This is a genomic window from Acidihalobacter sp. (genome assembly GCF_037381185.1).
Classification (GTDB): domain Bacteria; phylum Pseudomonadota; class Gammaproteobacteria; order DSM-5130; family Acidihalobacteraceae; genus Acidihalobacter_A.
In genome coordinates this window covers 1-18,463 of record NZ_JARRQY010000039.1, presented here as the reverse complement: position 1 = coordinate 18,463, position 18,463 = coordinate 1, and the positions used below count along the sequence as shown (strand labels likewise).

Sequence of the window (18,463 nt, the reverse complement as noted above, 5' to 3'; positions counted from 1 at the left end):
CGACCATGCTTCGCATCCTCGCCCAGATCCTGCGCACCGGCAGCCTCACCGAGCCCGCCCCGGCCACCGACGACGCGGCGCTGGAAGCGCTCGGCCTCGAACTGCGCCGCGCCATCGACGCCCGCTTCAGCCGCAGCCTGGCGCTGCGCCACGTCGACGCCGGCTCCTGCAACGGCTGCGAGCTGGAGGTTCACGCCCTGGGAAACCCCTATTACGACTTGGAGCGCTTCGGCGTCAGCTTCGTCGCCTCGCCGCGCCACGCCGACGCCCTGCTGGTCACCGGCCCGGTATCGCGGCACATGGAAACCGCGCTACGCCGCACCTGGCGCGCCGCGCCGACGCCCAAGTTCGTCATCGCCGCTGGCCAATGCGCCTGCGACGGCGGCGAGTTCGGCGTGTCCTACGCCAGCTGCGGTGCGGTGGAAAACGTTCTGCCGGTGGACGTCAAGATTCCCGGCTGTCCACCTGCACCGGAAGATTTGATGCGAGGGTTGTTGGCGGCGCTAGAGGCGAAGGTTGGAGGCGACGCAGAGGCCTAGCTCTCACCCAAACACACATCGCTCCGTAGGAAGCGGACCTTGGTCTCGAATCTCTGAGGGGGCAAGAGTCGACCCCAAGCTGCCAGTTGCTTGTACGTGTCACACTGTCTGTTCCAGAGCCAACAGCGGCCGTTCAACGACCAAGCTGTGCGGCGCAAACGAAGCGCAGCGTAGTTTGCGTCCGAACGAGCGCCTTGTTAGCTTTTAGTTGCATTCTTGCAGCACCCCCTTATGTGGAATATCAACTGCAAACCAACAAGAACTATCAACTTCTTCTGGGACTGAATTCCATGAAATTACGAAATGAAGAGTAAGTTCTTTATTTGCAGGATGCTCACTGACATGTATTTTTATACTGTTGCCTTCCATTGTTATTGGGTAATAGGCTGAAGTAGTTTCTTTCAGCTTTACTCTTGAACCTAGATACTCATCATCTTCGGTGCCAATCATAACCAGCGTTTTATTATGCTCCCATTCCCAAGCATCTAGACCCTCGCCGGAATTCCCGTAGCCGTTTTCCTTCAGTGCATGCCACGTACAAGAAAAAACTACATCCTTGAGAGGTGTAATTGGGGTATTTCTTAAAAGTACCGCTTTACAGCCTTCAACACTCATTCCATCTGGGATTATGGGTTCTATAGTGCATTCTGATAAATGCGCCTTTTCAATATCGCCTTCACCTGCTGTTACCTGAAATAGTAGCGTACCTATTGGGGTTTCGACATTGAGTTGATTCATGTGCATATGTTTTGTGTTTTATAAAAGCTAACGCTTTGCTCACTGGAAAATGACGAGCGCCAGCGAGCCATTTTTCCGGTGCAGCAACTTGTTATATACAATCGTCACACACCCAACTTTGCCAAGAGTTCTTTTAATGAATCATCAACACTCGAACCTGCTGTGTCAATCGTTATAACTTCTGAACTCCAAGGTTCGTAAACTCGGTTTTTAATCTTATCCCAACTAGGAGGCTTAAGATTTGCCACAGTGCTTTTTCGTTTAATGGTTCGTAGCTCATGCTCTTTTGGGTCGGTACAAACGACTTCAATGTTTACAAATTTCGCACCTACATTCGTGGCAACCGCCTCCCACTCCCGACGAACAAACTCCTCGGTGTTACAAGAATCGGAAATAGCACTAAGACCCAACAGCAAATTATCCTGAATAATCCGATAACTGAGCTGATAACCTTCACCTTCTAGCTCCAGATCACATAAATCCCGTAATCCTTGTTCAACAGTGTCAATGCGGACATATAAGATGCGTAGATGTTTCGAAAGCAGTTGAGCAAGTGTAGATTTTCCAACCGCAGGCAAACCGGAAAATATATATAGCGTTGGACAACTCAAATGTCTATTCCTTGTATATAACGCCCGAGCGCACCGGCGCACTTTAGTGCGTCCGAGTGACGCGACTTGTTAGCCATTATTTTCGTCAAGTTGTGAAATGAGTCCACCGCTTGTTTAGGTCAAATACATTGAAATTTCCTGCTCCCGAGGAAACCCAAAACGCCAACCAATTCCTGTTGATATCGAACTGGTTGTAACCATCGTGGTTATTAGAGACTGCAAATCCCGTCCAATTCCGGTTCGTGTCGAACAAGAGCATGACCCTCTCATTCGCAGACACCGTAAAGCCGACAGGGTTGTGGTTCAGGTCAAAAATATATTTCCCTGGAATTTGCAACGAACGAATCGGATCGATACTAATGGATCGGTTGGGATCAATCGATGTCGTCCGTCTTGGGTCAATCGAAATTGTTCTATGAGGATCTATTGATATCGTCCTATTAGGATCAATGGATATAGTCCGCCTTGGATCGATTGATATTGTCCTAAAAGGATCTATAGAAATAGTACGATTTGGATCTTTCGATATAGATCGCCTCGGATCAATAGATATCGTCCTATGCGGATCTACCGATATTGATCGAGTTGGATCGCGAGATATTGGAATATGCATGGCTCTCCTCTGGCTAACGTTGATGTTCAGCGGCCGGTTTGGAAGCGCAACCGCGCTGGAAAACCGGTCCGGTGGAGGCCCGTCAGGGCCGGAACGAACTGCAACTACTGGTTAGGTGTTTTGACAGGGTCATGGAAGATCGTATGAGCAAGAACGAAGGCTTTAACGCATTGTTCTTCAAGCTGCTGCTCTTCCTCATCGTAAATTACGTGATCCACCTTTCCTCTATGAACAATATCGTTCCGCAAAACTCTTAACCAATCTAATTCGTCAGCGTATCCCGAATTCTGGATTTTCTCGTGCATGTTTCTGCCAGGCACATTCTCGTGGTTTAAGCAGGATTCAATGGCTGTAAAAGAGATCAAAAGACAGGAGTAGTAAGCTCTTGCCGCAAAGCAAAGCTCCATATCTTTCAGAAGAACAAACGCTGCATGACAATGGTTATCTTTTGATTTTCCTCTGACACACTGCGCCTCGATTTTCCTGAATCTCCAGAATCTCTCGGCAAAATATTTCGCAAATTCTATATCTGACATCAATATTTCCTTTGAGACACTCAGGCTCCTAACGCTCTACATAAGGGGCGCCGCGATAGCGGCGTCCCAGTGAGCGAGAGCGAACGATCTTGATGTAATTGTTAGGCATTATTAGTTAACTATATTAGCCTCAACGGCAACAGTATTCGCTGACTTCGTTATTTCAAAAGCTTTTTTTATAAACTTGTTTTCAAGCATTGACCATTCGCACTGGTTTACTTCGTTTTCTGGTGGTGTGATTTTTACCTTATATTCATATGAGAATAGTGGAAAGTCAGGACCTCCAGTGCCGGTCACTGCTAGAGAGCTGATCTTGACTGTGCAATTCTCGTTAGGAGTAAATGGTGTTGTGTGTGTAATTAATACTTCAAACCGATAAATAGAACCAAGGTCGTGATTGGGTAATGGTGTCTCGTAAAAATAAAATCCGCGCCGTTGTAATAAATGATGAACCTCACGTACCCATAAATTTGGGTTTGACTCGATATAAGCGTTCATGATTTCATCTTCACTGATGACTTTCATGATGTCTCCATAATCTTGTATGCCTAACGCCCATGGTAACGGGCGTTCAACATGGAGCGACGGCTCGCGCAACAATGCCGAAGGCATGCGCGAGCTGGCGCGGAGTGTTGAACGTCCCAGTGAGCCGTAGGCGAACGAGTTGACCTACTTGTTAAGTTCATTCCGTTACCTCGAAATACTCCGGCCTCAACATGCCCCCAATCACCTCGATGGATCCTTCCCTTGGCACCCTGTTCCATTCGAACAAATCCAATTCCTTCACGAAGTCGAAGGCGGGTGGAATAGTTGCAAGCAACGGATTGATTAAATCGGGTGTGACGGAATCCCAGAAAACCATTACTTGCTGCCAATCTAGGCAGCCCCGGTGTGCGCCAATTGTGTTTCGAATATCGATTACCTTCTGAGAAGTTCCTTTCTTTGCTTCGGAATAGGCCTTGAAGAGTTCTTTAGCCTTTTCTTTTTCTTCGGCTGTAATTTCCCTCCAGCCTTGCCTTTCACGAGGATCGAAAGTATTCGCTTTCATTACGATAGATTGAAGGCGATCAAACACTTCAATGAGCGAGCGTACTTCGATTATTCCGTATTTCAGCAGTAGTCGCTTACTGTATTCATCCGCAGCATTTGCTCGTAGCTCGATAAGAGCCAGCAAATCCTCCCAGATGTGGCCAACTTGAATGACTAAACTAGCCGCCTCGTTACCTGGAAACCAAGCATCATGGCTTCGTTCATTCACAGGGTGGAACGTTGTTGGCTCCTTCCTCTCCGCCCCGAGTATTTCGTCTAGCTCATCCATTTGAGAACTTAACGTTCGCCATAACCGGCAGTGAAAAGCGGTGCGACGAAGGAGCGCCGCTTTTCACTGTCCGTGTTCATGGCTTGGTTAGCTGCCATTACCTGACCGACTCCAACATGTGCGTAACCATGCTCCGAACCGAACCGGTTGTAACCTCAACCGTGAAACCCTCAGCCACACACTCAAACGTAGTGTCATGGAACGCAAAGATAAAGTGCTTTTTGTTTTCCATGTACCGTTTCTTGTCATGGTACGGATGGACGGCGTTCATATTTTCTAGCCTACGGACCCACGATGAGTGTTTGACTTCAAAGACGCCGCATGGGTTTAGGCCGCGATATGCCAACGGGTGTCCGGAAAACGCTTCGTCATTCGGCGGCCCAAACATGTGGGCAGTGCAGCGCTTGAACTTTACAACCGCCACGGGTTCACCTTCTGATTCGGTTCCGACAATTCGGACCGTCGTTCCATCCCAACCCGCAGCGGAATCTTGAAGATAATAGGTCAGCAATACGTCATGTTCACAGGCCAAGACTATCGGATTTGGTGCGCCAACGGAGGATTGGGGCACTTCCTTAAGCTCAACAACTTGGTCCTTACCGTCTACTTCGTACATTGTTTTTGGCAGCTAACAGTAAATATAGAGACCGGTGTGTCCGGACATTCTTTAATATAGAGACGCGAGGGAAGCGACTATAACCATTTGATTTCGATACATCACGTTACCTCTCTGCCTCTATATGCATGCATGAAAACAGGGACACGCGGATGCACCCTGACTCCCATGCGCTATTGTTCGGTTTTTGTCTACAGGAGCGAGTCTCATGGGGTCAAACCCCACCCCGTCTGCTTGATCTGGTCTCCATCGTTTGCCGTCGTCGGCATTACAGTCCTCGAACCGAGGATAGCTACTCGTACTGGATTCGACAGTACATCTACTTTCACCACAAGCGCCACCCCAATACGCTAGATGAGAAGGGTGTCGAAGCCTTTTTGAATCATCTGGCAGTCGTGCGCCGCGTGTCGGCATCGACCCAGACCCAGGCGCTCAATGCGTTGGTGTTTCTTTACAATGCCGTGCTTGAGAAACCGCTGGATCAAATGACCGGACTCAAGCGTATCCAACGCCGCCATCGGGTACCGATTGTATTGACCCGAGAAGAAGTGAAGGCGGTCTTGTCGCACATGCACGGCACTTCTCGATTGATGGCCGAGCTTCTATATGGATCGGGGTTACGTGTAGGCGAGTGCGTGACCCTGCGAGTGAAAGACCTAGACTTCGCATCGGCCAGTCTGACGGTGCGTTCCGGCAAAGGTGGCAAGGATCGAACGACCGTTTTGCCCAAAAGACTACATGTGCCACTGCATCAACATCTCCTTCGTGTTGCCGAGCAGCACAAGAAGGACTTATCTCATGGCGCGGGACTCGCCCCGATGCCCAATGCACTGGCCCGGAAATACCCCTCTGCTTCGGCGTCATGGGGATGGCAGTTTGTGTTTCCTTCGGCGGTGCTACGGCCGTGGGGAGAAAGCGGTCGCCTAGCTCGATGGCATGCTTCTGACTCGACGATACAACGCGCGTTCCGTGCAGGCCTCACTCAAGCCGGTGTGCTCAAACACGCCAGTGTGCATACGCTGCGTCATTCGTTCGCCACTCATCTGCTCGCTGCGGGTACGGACATACGAACTATTCAGCTGTTGCTGGGGCATCGCAGCCTGCAAACCACGATGATCTACACGCACGTGCTGGAAGCGACACGTCAAGTAGTCAGCCCTTGGATAATCTGGACGGCTAAGTCGCCTGGTGGCTCGGTGGTGGTCGTGTATCCACCGAGCTACCACTACCAAGCCCATTTCAGAACTGCGTTGGGCTGGTATTCAGAACAAAGCGGCCTTTAATGTGGCTGTTTCGGCAAACACCTGGCCGGCCGGATGTGGCCGATTCCAGCCTGCTAGAAACGTCACGCGAGTAACACCAATCGGTCAACAGTGGCTGTAGCGACCCCATGCTCCAGCCGACCTCCCCCTAGCGCCAAACACCAGATAACCCCGATCCATGCAGAACGCCGACACCAGACGCCTGCCTCACCCGGCAAACGGCAAGCGCCGCGCTCAGGCTCGACCGAAAACCGGCGGCAAGCCACGCCGCAACTGCCGCCCCATCCGCACCAGCCCCAACCACTGCTGCGCCCAGAAACCGCGGCCGTAGTCCTCGCCCTCGACTTCGGCGCGCACGCCGGTCGGCTGCAGCGGGGTATCGAAGTCGGCGCTGCCGAACAGGATGTCCCACCACGGCAGCAGAATACCGAAGTTGCAGCCGTAGATACGCGCGCGATTGTGATGGTTGAGCTCGTGGCCGTAGCCGATGGCGTGGTGCAGGCGATGGAAACGCGGGCTGACCAGCAGGCGTTCGCCCAGCCGGCCGAAGCTGATACGCGTGTTGGCGTGCTGCAGGCTCTGCAGGGCGCCGCTGAGCAGCGTCAGCAGGACGAACTGGCCCGGCTCGATTCCGATGATCAGCGCCAGCGCGGCGAAATAGGACTGCAGCAACATCAGATCGAGCAGATGGTTGCGGTCGTCGGCCCACAGGCTGAGCTGGCGCTGGGCATGGTGCACGGCGTGCAATTCCCACCACCACTGGAACTGGTGCTGCCAGCGGTGATACCAGTAGCCGGCGAAGTCGAGCACGACGAAATAGATCAGGAAGCCGAGCACCGGGTGGGCAAACGCCCCGGGCACAAGCTGCTCAAGGTTCAGGTTGAACAACCCGTGCAGCTGCAGCCACGCCTGCAGCGCGTCGAAAGCGGGCTGCAGGGTGAAGAAGAACACCAGGCCGACCAGGCCGAGACGCGAGATGAGGGTGTAGATCACATCCACGCGCACGCTTTTGCGATCCTGCCAGCTTTCCAGCGGACGCCAGGTTTCCAGCGGGCGCAGCACGGCGTAGACCACGGCGATCTGCAATGCACCGGCGATGAACCAGAAGGTGGCGTCGTAGGCCAGGTCGCTGAGCGACATCATGTCCAGACGGTACAGCGTTGGCTGGACCACGCTCACGAACAGCCAGGTCTGGGCGTCGCCCACCAGGTTGGATACGGCCTGCAGCACGGCGGCGTACCAAGATGCGAACAGGCTCATGCTTCAGGCCGACCGGACCGGCAGCGGACGCTGCGCGGCGTAGGGCAGATTGTCGTAGAACGGCGCGCGGTCATGGAAATAGATGCCGTGCGGCGAACGCCCGACATGGATCACGTCGACCAGCTTGCGCGTGCGCATGTCGATCACGCCCACTTCGCGTGCGAAGCGGAACGTCGTCCACAACCAGCGCCGGTCGGCCGACAGCTCCATGTCGTCCGGACCGGGCCGCAGGCCGCGGATGTCCTCGACCTTGCGCAGATCCTGCATATCCAAGACGCTGATCGTGTTGGACAGACGGTTGCTGACCATCACGTGGCGATGGTCGGCCAGCGAACGGAAGTTGTGTGCCGCACGGCCGGTCACGATGCGCCTGACGATGCGCTTCCGGCGCCAGTCCACGGCGATCACGGCGTCCTCGCCGGTCAGCGCCACCAGCAGGTGTTCGTCGTGCGGCGTCATCCACACGCCGGCAGTGGCCTTGCCGATTCGCATCGTCCACAGCACGCGCTGCGTGGGCAGATGCAAAGCGGCCACCGCGTCACTGCCCTGCAGACTGACGAACACGGTCTGGCTATCGGCGGTGAAGGCCATGTGGCTGGGAATGGTGTCCAGCGGCACCCGCTTGGCCAGCTGCAGCTTGTGCCCGCCGTCGTAGTGATAGATGTCCACCCGGTTGAGGCGCAGGCAGTTGGCCACGAACCACTTGCGATCCGGCGAGAAACCGATCTGATACGGATCCTCGATACCTGGCAGCTTGCCCTCGTAGGCGCCGGTGATCGGATTCAGAAAATTCAGCTCACCGCCGACAGCGTCGGCCACGATGAGCTGCTGGCCGTTCGGCAACAGCATCAGGTGATGTGGTTCCTTGCCCACCGGGAAGCTGCGCTTCACCTTGCGCGTTGCCTGGTCGACAAGCGTAATGCTCGCCCCGCCCGAATCGAGCACGATCACGCTTTCGTTCGAGGTGGCTGCGAGGGCCGAACCCGCGCGCATGAAGCCAGGGGCCATAGCCGTCAGCGCGGCTGTCTTGAGGAATTGGCGGCGGTGCATGATTGACCTGTCTGAGAGTCGGCGAACGAGCGTATTGGACGCCTGCGGCGGAACGGCGTCAATATCCAGTCGCTTGCGGGGGATTTATTCTCTACGCGAATCAATATTGCGTTTGTGAAGGCGGCGGACTTTCTGGCTGTGGGGGTCTGTTTTGGGTGTGATTCGGGGTATGTGGTCTCTGCTGGCGATGTGGTGGGAGTTGTGCCCATTGTTGGCGCTGAGGCCTGTTTCGGGCACGAAACAGGCCTCCACAGCCAGCAAGAACACATGGCACACAACCGCTACCCGCCAATCCCCCGCACCAACCCCAACGGCACCACCCGCGCCATCTCCGCATACCCCGCATCGCTGGGATGGACATGGTCCCCGCTGTCGTAACGCGGCAGCAGACGCGTCGGATGCGCCGGATCGCGCAGCGCGGCATCGAAATCGACCACCGCATCGAAAGCGCCGCTGCTGCGTATCCACGCGTTCACCTTCCGCCGCACGGCCTCGCGCGCTGGTGGCAAGGACGCCGGCGTCAAAGTCGCCCCGTAGATCCTGACGCCCTGCGCATGCGCTTCGACGATCAGCTGGCGATACCCCTCGATCAGCTCGCCTGCCGTCACCTTCACATGCGGCGCATCGCAGTCCAGTCCCCGGCGATGCGGGGTATAGCCGAAGTCGATGTCGTTGATGCCGACGAGCACGATGATCGCCCGCACGCCGTGCTGGTGCAGCGCATCGCGCCGAAAGCGCGCCAGCAGCCTGGTGCCGTAACAGGCTGAGTCGTGCAGCAGGCGGTTGCCGCTGATGCCGGCGTTGAGCACGGCGACATGCTTGATTCCGGCAGCACGCAAACGCCTCGACAGATCGTCGGGCCAGCGCCGCTGCGCATTGAGCGTCGCGCGCATACCGTCGGTGACCGAATCGCCGATCGCCACCAGAGCCCATGCGCCAGGCGCCTGCACGTCCACGCCATCCAGCCACAACACGTTGGTATCCCGATGTCCGAACGCGCGGCCGGAAACGTCTCGGCTGTGGTCGCCGCGTACGGAAAGGAAGTTCACCCGCCCTGCGATCTTGTGCCAGGTGCGCGGATGCACCCGACCGGGCACGTACAGACTCACCGCCAGCGCCCGGCGCGCCATGACGGGCCCATCCACCGGGTCGCTGGTCACCGTCCCTCCTGGAGGGATCTCCACCTGCGGCTTGCCGCCGAAAGTGACCCGCCGCAACGTACCCGGCACCAACGCACCCACGCCGCGGGCGACACCTATCGTAACCGCGCCGAGGTGCAGGGCGTGGCTGCCGAAACGGTTACTGATATGCAGGCGCAGCGCCGTGCCGGAAACGGTGGGGCGAACGATCTGGCGCACCGTCGCATCGTCCACCGTCGGCGCGCGCAGATAGCCGGGCGCCGCGGGATTCGTCGTCACCGCCTGCGGAGCCATGTACCAGGCCCCTACCCACCGGCCTGGAGCGGCTGCAGCACACGCCGGCGCCAGCCACGCCAGGCTGAGCAGCAACGCGAAACAGGCAAACGCCGTTGACTGACGGCGGACTGTGGGCAGTTGCGATCGAGCGGACATGCTGCTCCTTTGCACGAAAACGGGATCTGGGTATTACAGCATGCCCCGCTCGGCAAGCGACACTGCATCGTCGCCGATGACGATGTGGTCGAGTACGCGCACGTCGATCAGCGCCAAGGCCTCTTTCAGCCTGCGCGTGATGGCCGCATCGGCCGCACTGGGTTCGGCGACGCCGGAGGGATGGTTGTGCGCTAGGATCAGGGCCGCAGCATTGTGCGCCAGCGCCCTGCGCACGACCTCCCGCGGGTGCACGCTGGCACCGTCGATGGTGCCGGCGAACAGCTCCTCGTAGGTGATGACCCGGTGGCGGTTGTCCAGAAACAGCACCGCGAACACCTCATACGGATGGTGCCGCAACCGCGCGCTCAGATAACGCACGGTCTGCGCCGGGCTTTCCAACGCCTCGCCTCGCCGCAAGCGCGCGTCCAGGTGCCGACGGCCCATTTCCAGCACGGCCTGCAGCTGAGCGTACTTTGCCGCTCCCAGCCCCTTGCCGGCGCTGAACGCCTGTAGATCGGCCTCAAGCAGCGGGCGCAGACCGCCAAAGGTATCCAGCAACTCACGCGCCAGATCCACCGCACTTTTCCCGGCCACCCCCGTACGCAGGAATATCGCCAGCAACTCGGCGTCCGACAGGGCTGCCGGCCCGCGTTGCAGCAGCTTCTCGCGCGGCCGCTCGTCCGCCGGCCAGTCCTTGATCGCCATCTTCCCCCCTACTCGTATCCCCCGCAGCCGTTAAGGCTGGGGTAAGCACGCCTGACATACCCTTATATGTGCGGAAAACCGCGACTGCGGTGGACATGCAGCAAGTACCACGCTCCCCCCGACAAAGAGTCATGATGATCCGGGGAACGTCTCCCACACAGTTGCCTGGAGGTGTTCCATGTTCACGAACAAACGCTCGCGCGCTGCCGCATCGGTTGTCGGCACGCTGCTGCTAGGCGCCGTGCTGGGCGGCTGCACCGTCTATCCCCACCGGCCCTACTACAGCGGCGCGGTGGTCGTAGGCAGCACGCCCCCTCCCTCTCGCGTCGAGATCATCGGCGCCGCCCCTTGGCCGGGTGCCATCTGGATCACCGGCCGCTGGGTCTGGCTCGATCACTGGGTCTGGCAGGACGGCTACTGGGCAAAACCGCCACGCCACGCCACGAAGTGGGTCCCCGGCCGCTGGACTCCGCACGGCCCTGATCGCTACCAATGGAAACCCGGCCCGGTGGCATTAGCCGCATCGCCCCGGCACCCGAGAATGCCAAGCCCGCGGTCAGTAGCGACCGTGGGTCTTGGTGATGTAGTTGTTCATCTCGACGAACTGCATGTTCATGCGCTTGAGGGTGGTATGCCCCAAGCGCACGATGGCACGCATGAAGTGATAGGTCAGATTCGGATGCTCCGGAACGAGCTTCTCGAACGCCTCGCGTTCCAGGCAGAGCACCGTGACCTCCTCCAGCGCGATCAGACTGGCTGAATGCGGTGCGCCATCCACGAAGCCCATTTCGCCGGCCAGCCCCCCCGGGCCCATTATGTGCAGCGTCACGCTCTCGCCCGCCGCATCCTTGGTCACCGCCAAACGGCCGGACACCACGAAATGCAGCATGTAATCGGTCTCGCCCTCGCGCAGCAGGACCTCGTCCTTCCCCAGCGTCCGCGTACACATGACCTCCTCGAGGAAGCCACAATCCCGTTCATTGAGATCCTGCGACAGAGGCGAATTCTTGATGAGATCTAGCAGGCGTGGAGTGCTGGACATGACTCGGGCTCCTGAACTGATGGTCTATTTATACCATGACAATCGAATGGTAATTCATGCGTGCCGCCGGCACGTTCCCAGTGATAGCACAATTCCGGCGTATTGCATCGCGCGCGCTACCGCCCGGCAGTATTTTAGGTGGCCTCTGTTATAAACTTGCCCACCATGTCCCTTCCCCAGCGCATTCTGCTCGGCGTCAGCGGCGGCATCGCCGCCTACAAGGCCTGCGAACTGACGCGCCTGCTGGTCAAGTCCGGCTGCGAGGTACGCGTCGCGATGACTCCGGCAGCCACCGAGTTCGTCACGCCGCTCACCTTCCAGGCGCTGTCCGGCCGCCCGGTGCACACCACGCTGCTCGACGAAAGCGCCGAAGCCGGCATGGGCCACATCGAGCTGGCGCGCTGGGCCGAAGCGGTACTCGTCGCCCCGGCCAGCGCCGACTTCATGGCCCGCCTCGCCCACGGCCTGGCCGACGATCTGCTCGCCACGCTGTGCCTGGCCACCGAGACTCCTCTGTTTCTCGCCCCGGCGATGAACCGCGTGATGTGGGCCAACCCCGCCACCCAGGCCAACCGCGCGCTGCTCGAAACCCGCGGCATGACTCTGCTCGGCCCGGCCGAGGGCGACCAGGCCTGCGGCGAGACCGGCGCCGGGCGCATGCTGGAGCCGGCCGAGATCGTCGCCGCGCTGCGCGAGCGCCACGCGGCCGGTCCGCTGGCCGGCGTACGCCTCACCCTCACCGCTGGCCCCACGCGCGAACCCATCGACCCCGTACGCGTACTCAGCAACCGCAGCTCCGGGCGCATGGGCTTCGCCGTCGCCGCCGCGGCGCGCGCCGCGGGAGCCGAGGTCACGCTGATCGCGGGCCCGGTCGCCCTGCCCACGCCGGCCGGGGTAAACCGCATCGACGTCGAGACCGCCGCGGACATGCACCGCGCGGTACTCGAACGGCTGCCGGCCACCGACCTGTTCATCGCCGCCGCCGCGGTCGCCGACTATCGGCCGGCCGAGACCTCGGCGCACAAGATGAAGAAATCCGCGGACACCCTCGAACTCGCCCTGGTGCGCACGCCGGACATTCTCGCCGAGGTATCCGCGCACGATCCGCGTCCGTTCTGCGTAGGCTTCGCCGCCGAGACCGACGATCTGCTGGACAACGCGCGCAGCAAGCTCGCCGGCAAGGGGCTGGACATGATCGCCGCCAACCGCGTCGGACCGACGCTCGGCATCGAGCAGAGCGACAACGCGCTGGAAGTGCTGTGGCACGACGGCGCCCGCAGCCTGCCGCGTGCGCCCAAGGAACAGCTCGCACGCGATCTCGTGGCGCTCATCGCCGAACGCTACCGCACCCTCCATCCGATCAAGGAAGACACCACACTCCATGCGCAAGATTGAACTCAAGATCCTCGACCCGCGCGTCGGCCGCGACTTTCCGCTGCCGGCACATGCCACCGACGGCGCCGCCGGCATGGACCTGCGCGCCTGCCTCGACGCACCGCTGGAACTCGCTCCCGGCCAGACCGAACTGATCCGCACCGGCCTGGCCGTGCACATCGGCGACCCCGGACTGGCGGCCACCATCCTGCCGCGCTCCGGCCTCGGGCATAAGCACGGCATCGTGCTCGGCAACCTGGTCGGCCTGATCGACTCCGACTACCAGGGCGAGCTGATGGTGTCGTGCTGGAACCGCGGCTCCGACACCTTCACCGTGCAGCCCGGCGAGCGCATCGCCCAGCTCGTGTTCGTGCCCGTGGTACAGGCGGACTTCGAAATCGTCGACGAATTCGACGCCAGCACGCGCGGCGCGGGTGGCTTCGGCCACACCGGTCGCCACTGACCGAGGGCGACGCCATGAGCCAGATCTGCGCCACCCTGTTTCGCGCCTACGACATCCGCGGCGTGGTCGATCGCGATCTCACCGAAGACGCCGTGCGGCTCATCGGCCGAGCCTTCGGCAGCGAAGCGCTAGCGCACGGCCAGAACGCCGTCGCCGTCGGCCGCGACGGACGCCTTAGCGGCCCGCGGCTGGTCGCCGCACTCACCGAGGGCCTGCTGGCCAGCGGCATCGACGTGATCGACGTCGGCTGCGTACCCACGCCGGTAGTCTATTTCGCCGCCGAGGAGCTGGGCACCCGCACTTGCGTCGCCGTCACCGGCAGCCACAATCCGCCGGACTACAACGGCCTGAAAATGGTCATCGGCGGCGAAACGCTCTACGGAGACACCATCCAAGGTCTGCGCACGCGTATCGAGGGTGACGACTTCGCCAGCGGCCAGGGCACGAGCCGCGACGAAGACATCGCCGAACGCTACCTGGCGCGCATCACCGGCGACGTAAAGCTGACTCGCCCGCTGCGCCTGGCCGTCGACTGCGGCAACGGCGTGGCCGGTGAACTCGCGCCGGAACTGCTCGAACGTCTGGGCTGCAAGGTGGAGAAGCTGTTCTGCGAAATCGACGGCCACTTCCCCAACCACCACCCGAACCCCTCCGAGCCGGAAAACCTCGAGGATCTGATCGCCAAGGTCCGCGCCGACGGTCTCGACCTGGGGCTGGCCTTCGACGGCGACGGCGATCGCCTGGGCGTGATCGATGCCGAGGGCCGCGTGGTCTGGGCCGACCGCCAGATGATGCTCTACGCCGCCGACGTGCTCTCGCGCCATTCCGGCGCGACCATCCTCTACGACATCAAATGCTCGCGCCACCTCGGCGATCAGATCGCCGCGCACGGCGGCCAGCCGCTGATGTGGAAGACAGGCCATTCGCTGGTCAAGGCCAAGATGCGCGAAACCGGCGCCCTGCTCGGCGGCGAGATGAGCGGCCACATCTTCTTCAAGGAGCGCTGGTACGGCTTCGACGATGCGCTGTACACCGCCGCGCGCCTGCTGGAGATTCTGAGCCAGGAGACGCGCACGCCGACCGAGGTGTTCGCCGCGCTGCCCGACAGTGTCAACACGCCCGAACTCAACGTACATTTCGCCGAAGAAGGCGCGCACTTCGAGTTCATGCGCAAGCTGACCGAACGGGCCGACTTCGGCGACGCGCGGCTGACCACCATCGACGGCCTGCGCGCCGACTACGCGCATGGCTGGGGTCTGGTACGACCCTCCAACACCACGCCCAGCCTGGTCATCCGCTTCGAAGCCGACGACCAGGCTGGACTGGAAGAAATCCAGGCCATCTTCCGCCAACAGATGCTGGCGGTGGACCCCTCCGTGAATCTGCCCTTCTGACGATACCGCCATGAACCAGGAAGACGCCGCCCAAACCGCCCGCGTACTCATCGAAGCGCTGCCCTACATCCAGCGCTTCACGGGCAAGACCGTGGTCATCAAGTACGGCGGCAACGCCATGGTCGACGAAAATCTGAAGCGCGGCTTCGCACGCGACATCGTGCTGATGAAGCACGTCGGCATCAATCCGGTCGTTGTGCACGGCGGCGGACCGCAGATCGGCAGCCTGCTCGAGCGCCTGGGCAAGGAATCGCGCTTCATCCAGGGCATGCGGGTAACCGACGCCGAAACAATGGATGTGGTGGAAATGGTACTCGGCGGGCTGGTGAACAAGGAGATCGTCAACCTGATCAACCAGCAGGGCGGGCGCGCCGTGGGCCTGACCGGCAAAGACGGCGGTCTGATCCGCGCGCGCAAGCTCTCACCCGCCAGCGACACGCCGGAGCCGGAGGAAACAATCGATCTGGGCCAGGTCGGCGAGGTTGCCTCCATCGACCCATCCGTGGTGCACATGCTCGACGGCGGCGACTTCATTCCGGTGATCGCGCCGATCGGCGTCGGCGAGGACGGACGCGCCTACAACATCAATGCCGACCTCGTCGCCGGCAAGGTCGCCGCCATCCTCGGTGCCGAGAAACTCATTCTGCTGACCAATACGCCTGGTGTGCTGGACAAGCAGGGCGAGCTGCTGACCGGCCTGAGCGCGCGACACGTCGACGAACTCATCGCCGACGGCACCATCCACGGCGGCATGCTGCCGAAGATCGCCTGCGCGCTCGATGCGGTGAAGTCCGGAGTAAAGACGGCATTGATCGTGGATGGGCGTATCGAACACGCCGTACTGCTGGAGCTGTTCACCGACCAGGGCATCGGTACGCTGATCCGCAGCTGAGGGCGGGTACCTGCTCGCCTACTGCTGCACGCGCCCGTCCGCCTGCAACTGCTTGAAACGTTCGATATCGGCCTTGAAGCGGCGCGCAGTGTCGACACGCTCCGCCTCCAGCGCCTGCCGTGTCTTGCGCGCGTCGGCCAGCTCGGCGCTCGTGCTTTCGATCTCCTGACGCAAACCCGCCGGCACGGCTCGCTTGGCCGAAACCAGTTTCGCCTCGCGGGCCTGCAACCCACTCAGGCGCGCCTGCAGCATCTGCTGATGCTCGCGCACCAGGCGCAACTGCCCCTCCAGCGCACTGAGGCGATTGTCGCGCAAATGCTCGATATCCTGCACAGTATTGAAGGTGCGCAGCAGCATGTTGTCATGGCGCTGCTGCGCAGCACGATCCGCGGCCTGTTTCTCCAAGCGCTTGGCTTCGGCTGCGGCGGCAGCACGCTGAGCCGGCGTCAGCGGCGGCGACACACGCTTGATGATGTCACCATTGCTATTGAAGACCTCATAGCCTCGATCGACCGCCTCGGGAGGCAACAGGTTGCTGTAGTGGACCTGCCCCTGTGCGTCACGCCAGCGAAACGTACTCTCGGCGGCGAAAACACTCGCCGCTGTCAGCGACAACAAGCATACGGTGGCACTGCCGAGCAGGACTCGCGATCGTATCGACATCTCTTCCACCGGGTTTTGAGCTTTTTAATTCAGTGTGTAATAAACCCTGGACCCCAGTTTGCCTGAAGGCCCGTGCGGGCAACAATCCCCGACCAGCCGAAGATTCAGGTCACACACCATATTCGTCGCGATATGCCCGCACGCGTTCCAGCGTACCAGCCTGCGAGGGATCGCCGGCCAACAGTTCAATCAGGTTGCTCAGCTTGGCGATGCTGGCCACGGGGACGCCGAGCGTATCCCCGACCTCCTGAATCGCCGAACGGGCTCCGGTGCCGCGCTCCTCGCGATTGAGGGAGATAACCACCCCGGCCAGTTCGGCACCGGCGCCATGGATGATTTCGACCGATTCGCGGATGGCTGTACCGGCGGTGATCACATCGTCGACCACCAGCACCCGCCCCTCAAGGGGCGCCCCGACCAGAGCCCCTCCCTCGCCGTGGTCCTTGGCTTCCTTGCGGTTGAAGCACCAGGGCACGTCGCGGCCATGCGTTTCGGCCAGACCGATCGCCGTCGCCGCCACCAGCGGGATGCCCTTGTAGGCCGGCCCGAACAGCATGTCGAACTCGAACCCGGCGTCCACGATGGCCTGCGCATAGGCTCTGCCGAGCAGGCCGAGCGCCTCGCCGGTATTGAACAGTCCTGCATTGAAGAAATACGGGCTGATCCGACCGGATTTGAGCGTGAACTCGCCGAAGCGCAGCACGCCGCGGGCAATGGCGAATTCGAGAAATTCCTGCTGATAGGGGGTCATCGGGCGCTTGTTCGGTGGCTGTGAATGTGGGTAGGCATATTAACACCAGGGCTTGGGGATGCCGTCACGAACGGCGCGTGCATGTCGAGTACACGCTTGAACGGTAGATGTCTGATTTAGTGATGCTGCATTCCCCGGAGCTTGAGGTTCTTTTCGGGCGCGAATCAGCGTTTGCGGTTTTGATCTTGCGTGGTTAAAAGCGGAGTGTTTTCTGGCTTTGGGGAGCTTGTTTCGGGCGCGATTCGATGTGTGAGGATTCGCTTGATCGAGGTGACGCGCCCGAGCCGATTTCTTTGAGTGCGCAAAGAAACCGGCGAAAGAAACGCACCCTCAGGATCGCTTGTCCCTGACGGGCAACCTCGCGAACGCACGCCTGAACGGGGACCGCAGCCATTCGCCGTCCGGGCGAAGGACTGCTTGGCCGGCTTCCCTGCCGGCCATCCCCGCCCAGGCGCACGCTCGCGAGGCAAGCGATCAAAGGGGAGCCCAACGTCAAAACAAAGCGCGCCCGATAGCAAAGTCCTCTGAACAACCCTTTTCAGAGTTTCAAACTCTCGGGATGCGTTCTGTTTGGACTCTCCGGTTCCCGTTTGGCCTTGCCTCGAGCGTGCGCCTCGGCGCGGGGTCGGGCGGCAGGACGCCGCCCGAGCAGGCCTTGCCAGGAGGGCAAGTGCCTGCGGTGCCCCGGGCCGGGGTGGGCGCTCGAGGTTTGCCCGTAGGGACAAGGCCTTTCGGGTGCCTTTCTTTCGCCTCTTTCTTTGGGCATGCAAAGAAAGAGGCTCCGGCGCGTCACCGCGGCAGATAGATGCCCCAGGCATCGAATCGCGCACGAAACGAGCCCCAGCAGCCAGCAAGCGCACCGCCTTCACTCACACAAACTAAACGCCCTCGCAACTGATGCGCTCCCGGAACCGCACCTTCACGATCAACGACTGCGTACCCAAGCTAAGGAAGCGCTGATTTATTCGCCTGAGGCGTCTGTGCTGGTCGTGAGTCTGAGATCATGAGTCATCGTCACAGTTGGGTTGATCGCCATGCAATCGAGCTTTTCGGAGTTGGAATACG

The 18,463-nt window shown here is 60.0% G+C and carries 18 protein-coding genes; 6 read left to right on the top strand and 12 right to left on the bottom strand.

The genetic code is table 11. The features are described from left to right. Positions 1 to 5: 5 nt before the first annotated feature. Positions 6 to 539 (top strand): NADH-quinone oxidoreductase subunit B family protein, encoded by a 534-nt coding sequence (locus P8014_RS13800; protein WP_337817907.1) that lies wholly within the window; start codon positions 6 to 8, stop codon positions 537 to 539. A gap of 204 nt (positions 540 to 743) precedes the next feature. On the opposite strand, the gene P8014_RS13795 is transcribed toward P8014_RS13800, so the two are convergent. From P8014_RS13795 to P8014_RS13775, 5 genes are all read right to left on the bottom strand, one after another. Further along, entirely contained in the window at positions 744 to 1,277 is a 534-nt protein-coding gene (locus tag P8014_RS13795; RefSeq protein WP_337817906.1) for a hypothetical protein, read from the bottom strand. A gap of 104 nt (positions 1,278 to 1,381) precedes the next feature. Continuing rightward, on the bottom strand, positions 1,382 to 1,888 hold the full coding sequence (locus P8014_RS13790; protein ID WP_337817905.1) for an AAA family ATPase: 507 nt from the start codon (positions 1,886 to 1,888) through the stop codon (positions 1,382 to 1,384). A gap of 717 nt (positions 1,889 to 2,605) precedes the next feature. Continuing rightward, the gene (locus P8014_RS13785) at positions 2,606 to 3,037 is read right to left on the bottom strand and encodes a hypothetical protein (RefSeq protein ID WP_337817904.1); all 432 of its coding nucleotides are present in this window, start codon (positions 3,035 to 3,037) and stop codon (positions 2,606 to 2,608) included. A 111-nt stretch (positions 3,038 to 3,148) separates the two neighbouring features. After that, positions 3,149 to 3,562, bottom strand: coding sequence for a hypothetical protein (locus P8014_RS13780; RefSeq protein ID WP_337817903.1), 414 nt, complete (start codon positions 3,560 to 3,562; stop codon positions 3,149 to 3,151). A 157-nt stretch (positions 3,563 to 3,719) separates the two neighbouring features. Beyond that, the gene (locus tag P8014_RS13775; protein ID WP_337817902.1) at positions 3,720 to 4,355 is read right to left on the bottom strand and encodes a hypothetical protein; all 636 of its coding nucleotides are present in this window, start codon (positions 4,353 to 4,355) and stop codon (positions 3,720 to 3,722) included. Between the two features lie 768 nt (positions 4,356 to 5,123). On the opposite strand from P8014_RS13775, the gene P8014_RS13770 reads away from it, so the two are divergent. After that, positions 5,124 to 6,254 carry an integron integrase gene (locus P8014_RS13770; RefSeq protein WP_337817901.1) on the top strand — a complete coding sequence of 377 codons (1,131 nt, stop codon included), beginning with the start codon at positions 5,124 to 5,126 and terminating at the stop codon, positions 6,252 to 6,254. Between the two features lie 213 nt (positions 6,255 to 6,467). On the opposite strand, the gene P8014_RS13765 is transcribed toward P8014_RS13770, so the two are convergent. The 5 genes from P8014_RS13765 to P8014_RS13745 all read right to left on the bottom strand — a co-directional run bounded on the left by P8014_RS13765 (position 6,468) and on the right by P8014_RS13745 (position 11,861). Beyond that, on the bottom strand, positions 6,468 to 7,493 hold the full coding sequence (locus tag P8014_RS13765) for a sterol desaturase family protein (RefSeq protein WP_337817900.1): 1,026 nt from the start codon (positions 7,491 to 7,493) through the stop codon (positions 6,468 to 6,470). A gap of 3 nt (positions 7,494 to 7,496) precedes the next feature. Next, complete coding sequence (locus tag P8014_RS13760; RefSeq protein WP_337817899.1) at positions 7,497 to 8,543, bottom strand: cytochrome D1 domain-containing protein; 1,047 nt, start codon at positions 8,541 to 8,543, stop codon at positions 7,497 to 7,499. A 281-nt stretch (positions 8,544 to 8,824) separates the two neighbouring features. Next, a complete protein-coding gene (locus P8014_RS13755) occupies positions 8,825 to 10,114 on the bottom strand; it encodes an SGNH/GDSL hydrolase family protein (RefSeq protein ID WP_337817898.1) in 1,290 nt (429 codons plus the stop codon). A 33-nt stretch (positions 10,115 to 10,147) separates the two neighbouring features. Further along, complete coding sequence (gene radC, locus P8014_RS13750) at positions 10,148 to 10,819, bottom strand: DNA repair protein RadC (protein WP_337817897.1); 672 nt, start codon at positions 10,817 to 10,819, stop codon at positions 10,148 to 10,150. Between the two features lie 556 nt (positions 10,820 to 11,375). Then, positions 11,376 to 11,861: a cyclic nucleotide-binding domain-containing protein gene (locus P8014_RS13745; RefSeq protein WP_337817896.1), complete on the bottom strand. Its 486-nt coding sequence runs from the start codon at positions 11,859 to 11,861 to the stop codon at positions 11,376 to 11,378. 165 nt (positions 11,862 to 12,026) lie between these two features. Between P8014_RS13745 and coaBC the strand changes: the two genes are divergently transcribed. From coaBC to argB, 4 genes are read left to right on the top strand one after another with little or no spacing between them, the layout of a single operon-like run. Further along, positions 12,027 to 13,256 (top strand): bifunctional phosphopantothenoylcysteine decarboxylase/phosphopantothenate--cysteine ligase CoaBC, encoded by a 1,230-nt coding sequence (gene coaBC, locus P8014_RS13740; RefSeq protein ID WP_337817895.1) that lies wholly within the window; start codon positions 12,027 to 12,029, stop codon positions 13,254 to 13,256. After that, on the top strand, positions 13,243 to 13,698 hold the full coding sequence (dut, locus tag P8014_RS13735) for a dUTP diphosphatase (RefSeq protein ID WP_337817894.1): 456 nt from the start codon (positions 13,243 to 13,245) through the stop codon (positions 13,696 to 13,698). Before coaBC ends, dut begins: the two co-directional genes overlap by 14 nt. 14 nt (positions 13,699 to 13,712) lie before the next feature. Beyond that, the gene (locus P8014_RS13730) at positions 13,713 to 15,092 is read left to right on the top strand and encodes a phosphomannomutase/phosphoglucomutase (protein ID WP_337817893.1); all 1,380 of its coding nucleotides are present in this window, start codon (positions 13,713 to 13,715) and stop codon (positions 15,090 to 15,092) included. A 10-nt stretch (positions 15,093 to 15,102) separates the two neighbouring features. Continuing rightward, a complete protein-coding gene (gene argB / locus P8014_RS13725) occupies positions 15,103 to 15,984 on the top strand; it encodes an acetylglutamate kinase (protein ID WP_337817892.1) in 882 nt (293 codons plus the stop codon). Positions 15,985 to 16,002: 18 nt separating this feature from the next. Here the strand turns inward: argB and P8014_RS13720 are convergent, their stop codons facing one another. Further along, the gene (locus tag P8014_RS13720; protein ID WP_337817891.1) at positions 16,003 to 16,647 is read right to left on the bottom strand and encodes a DUF4124 domain-containing protein; all 645 of its coding nucleotides are present in this window, start codon (positions 16,645 to 16,647) and stop codon (positions 16,003 to 16,005) included. Positions 16,648 to 16,756: 109 nt separating this feature from the next. Next, positions 16,757 to 17,398, bottom strand: coding sequence for an orotate phosphoribosyltransferase (gene pyrE / locus P8014_RS13715; RefSeq protein WP_337817890.1), 642 nt, complete (start codon positions 17,396 to 17,398; stop codon positions 16,757 to 16,759). Between the last annotated feature and the right edge of the window lie 1,065 nt (positions 17,399 to 18,463).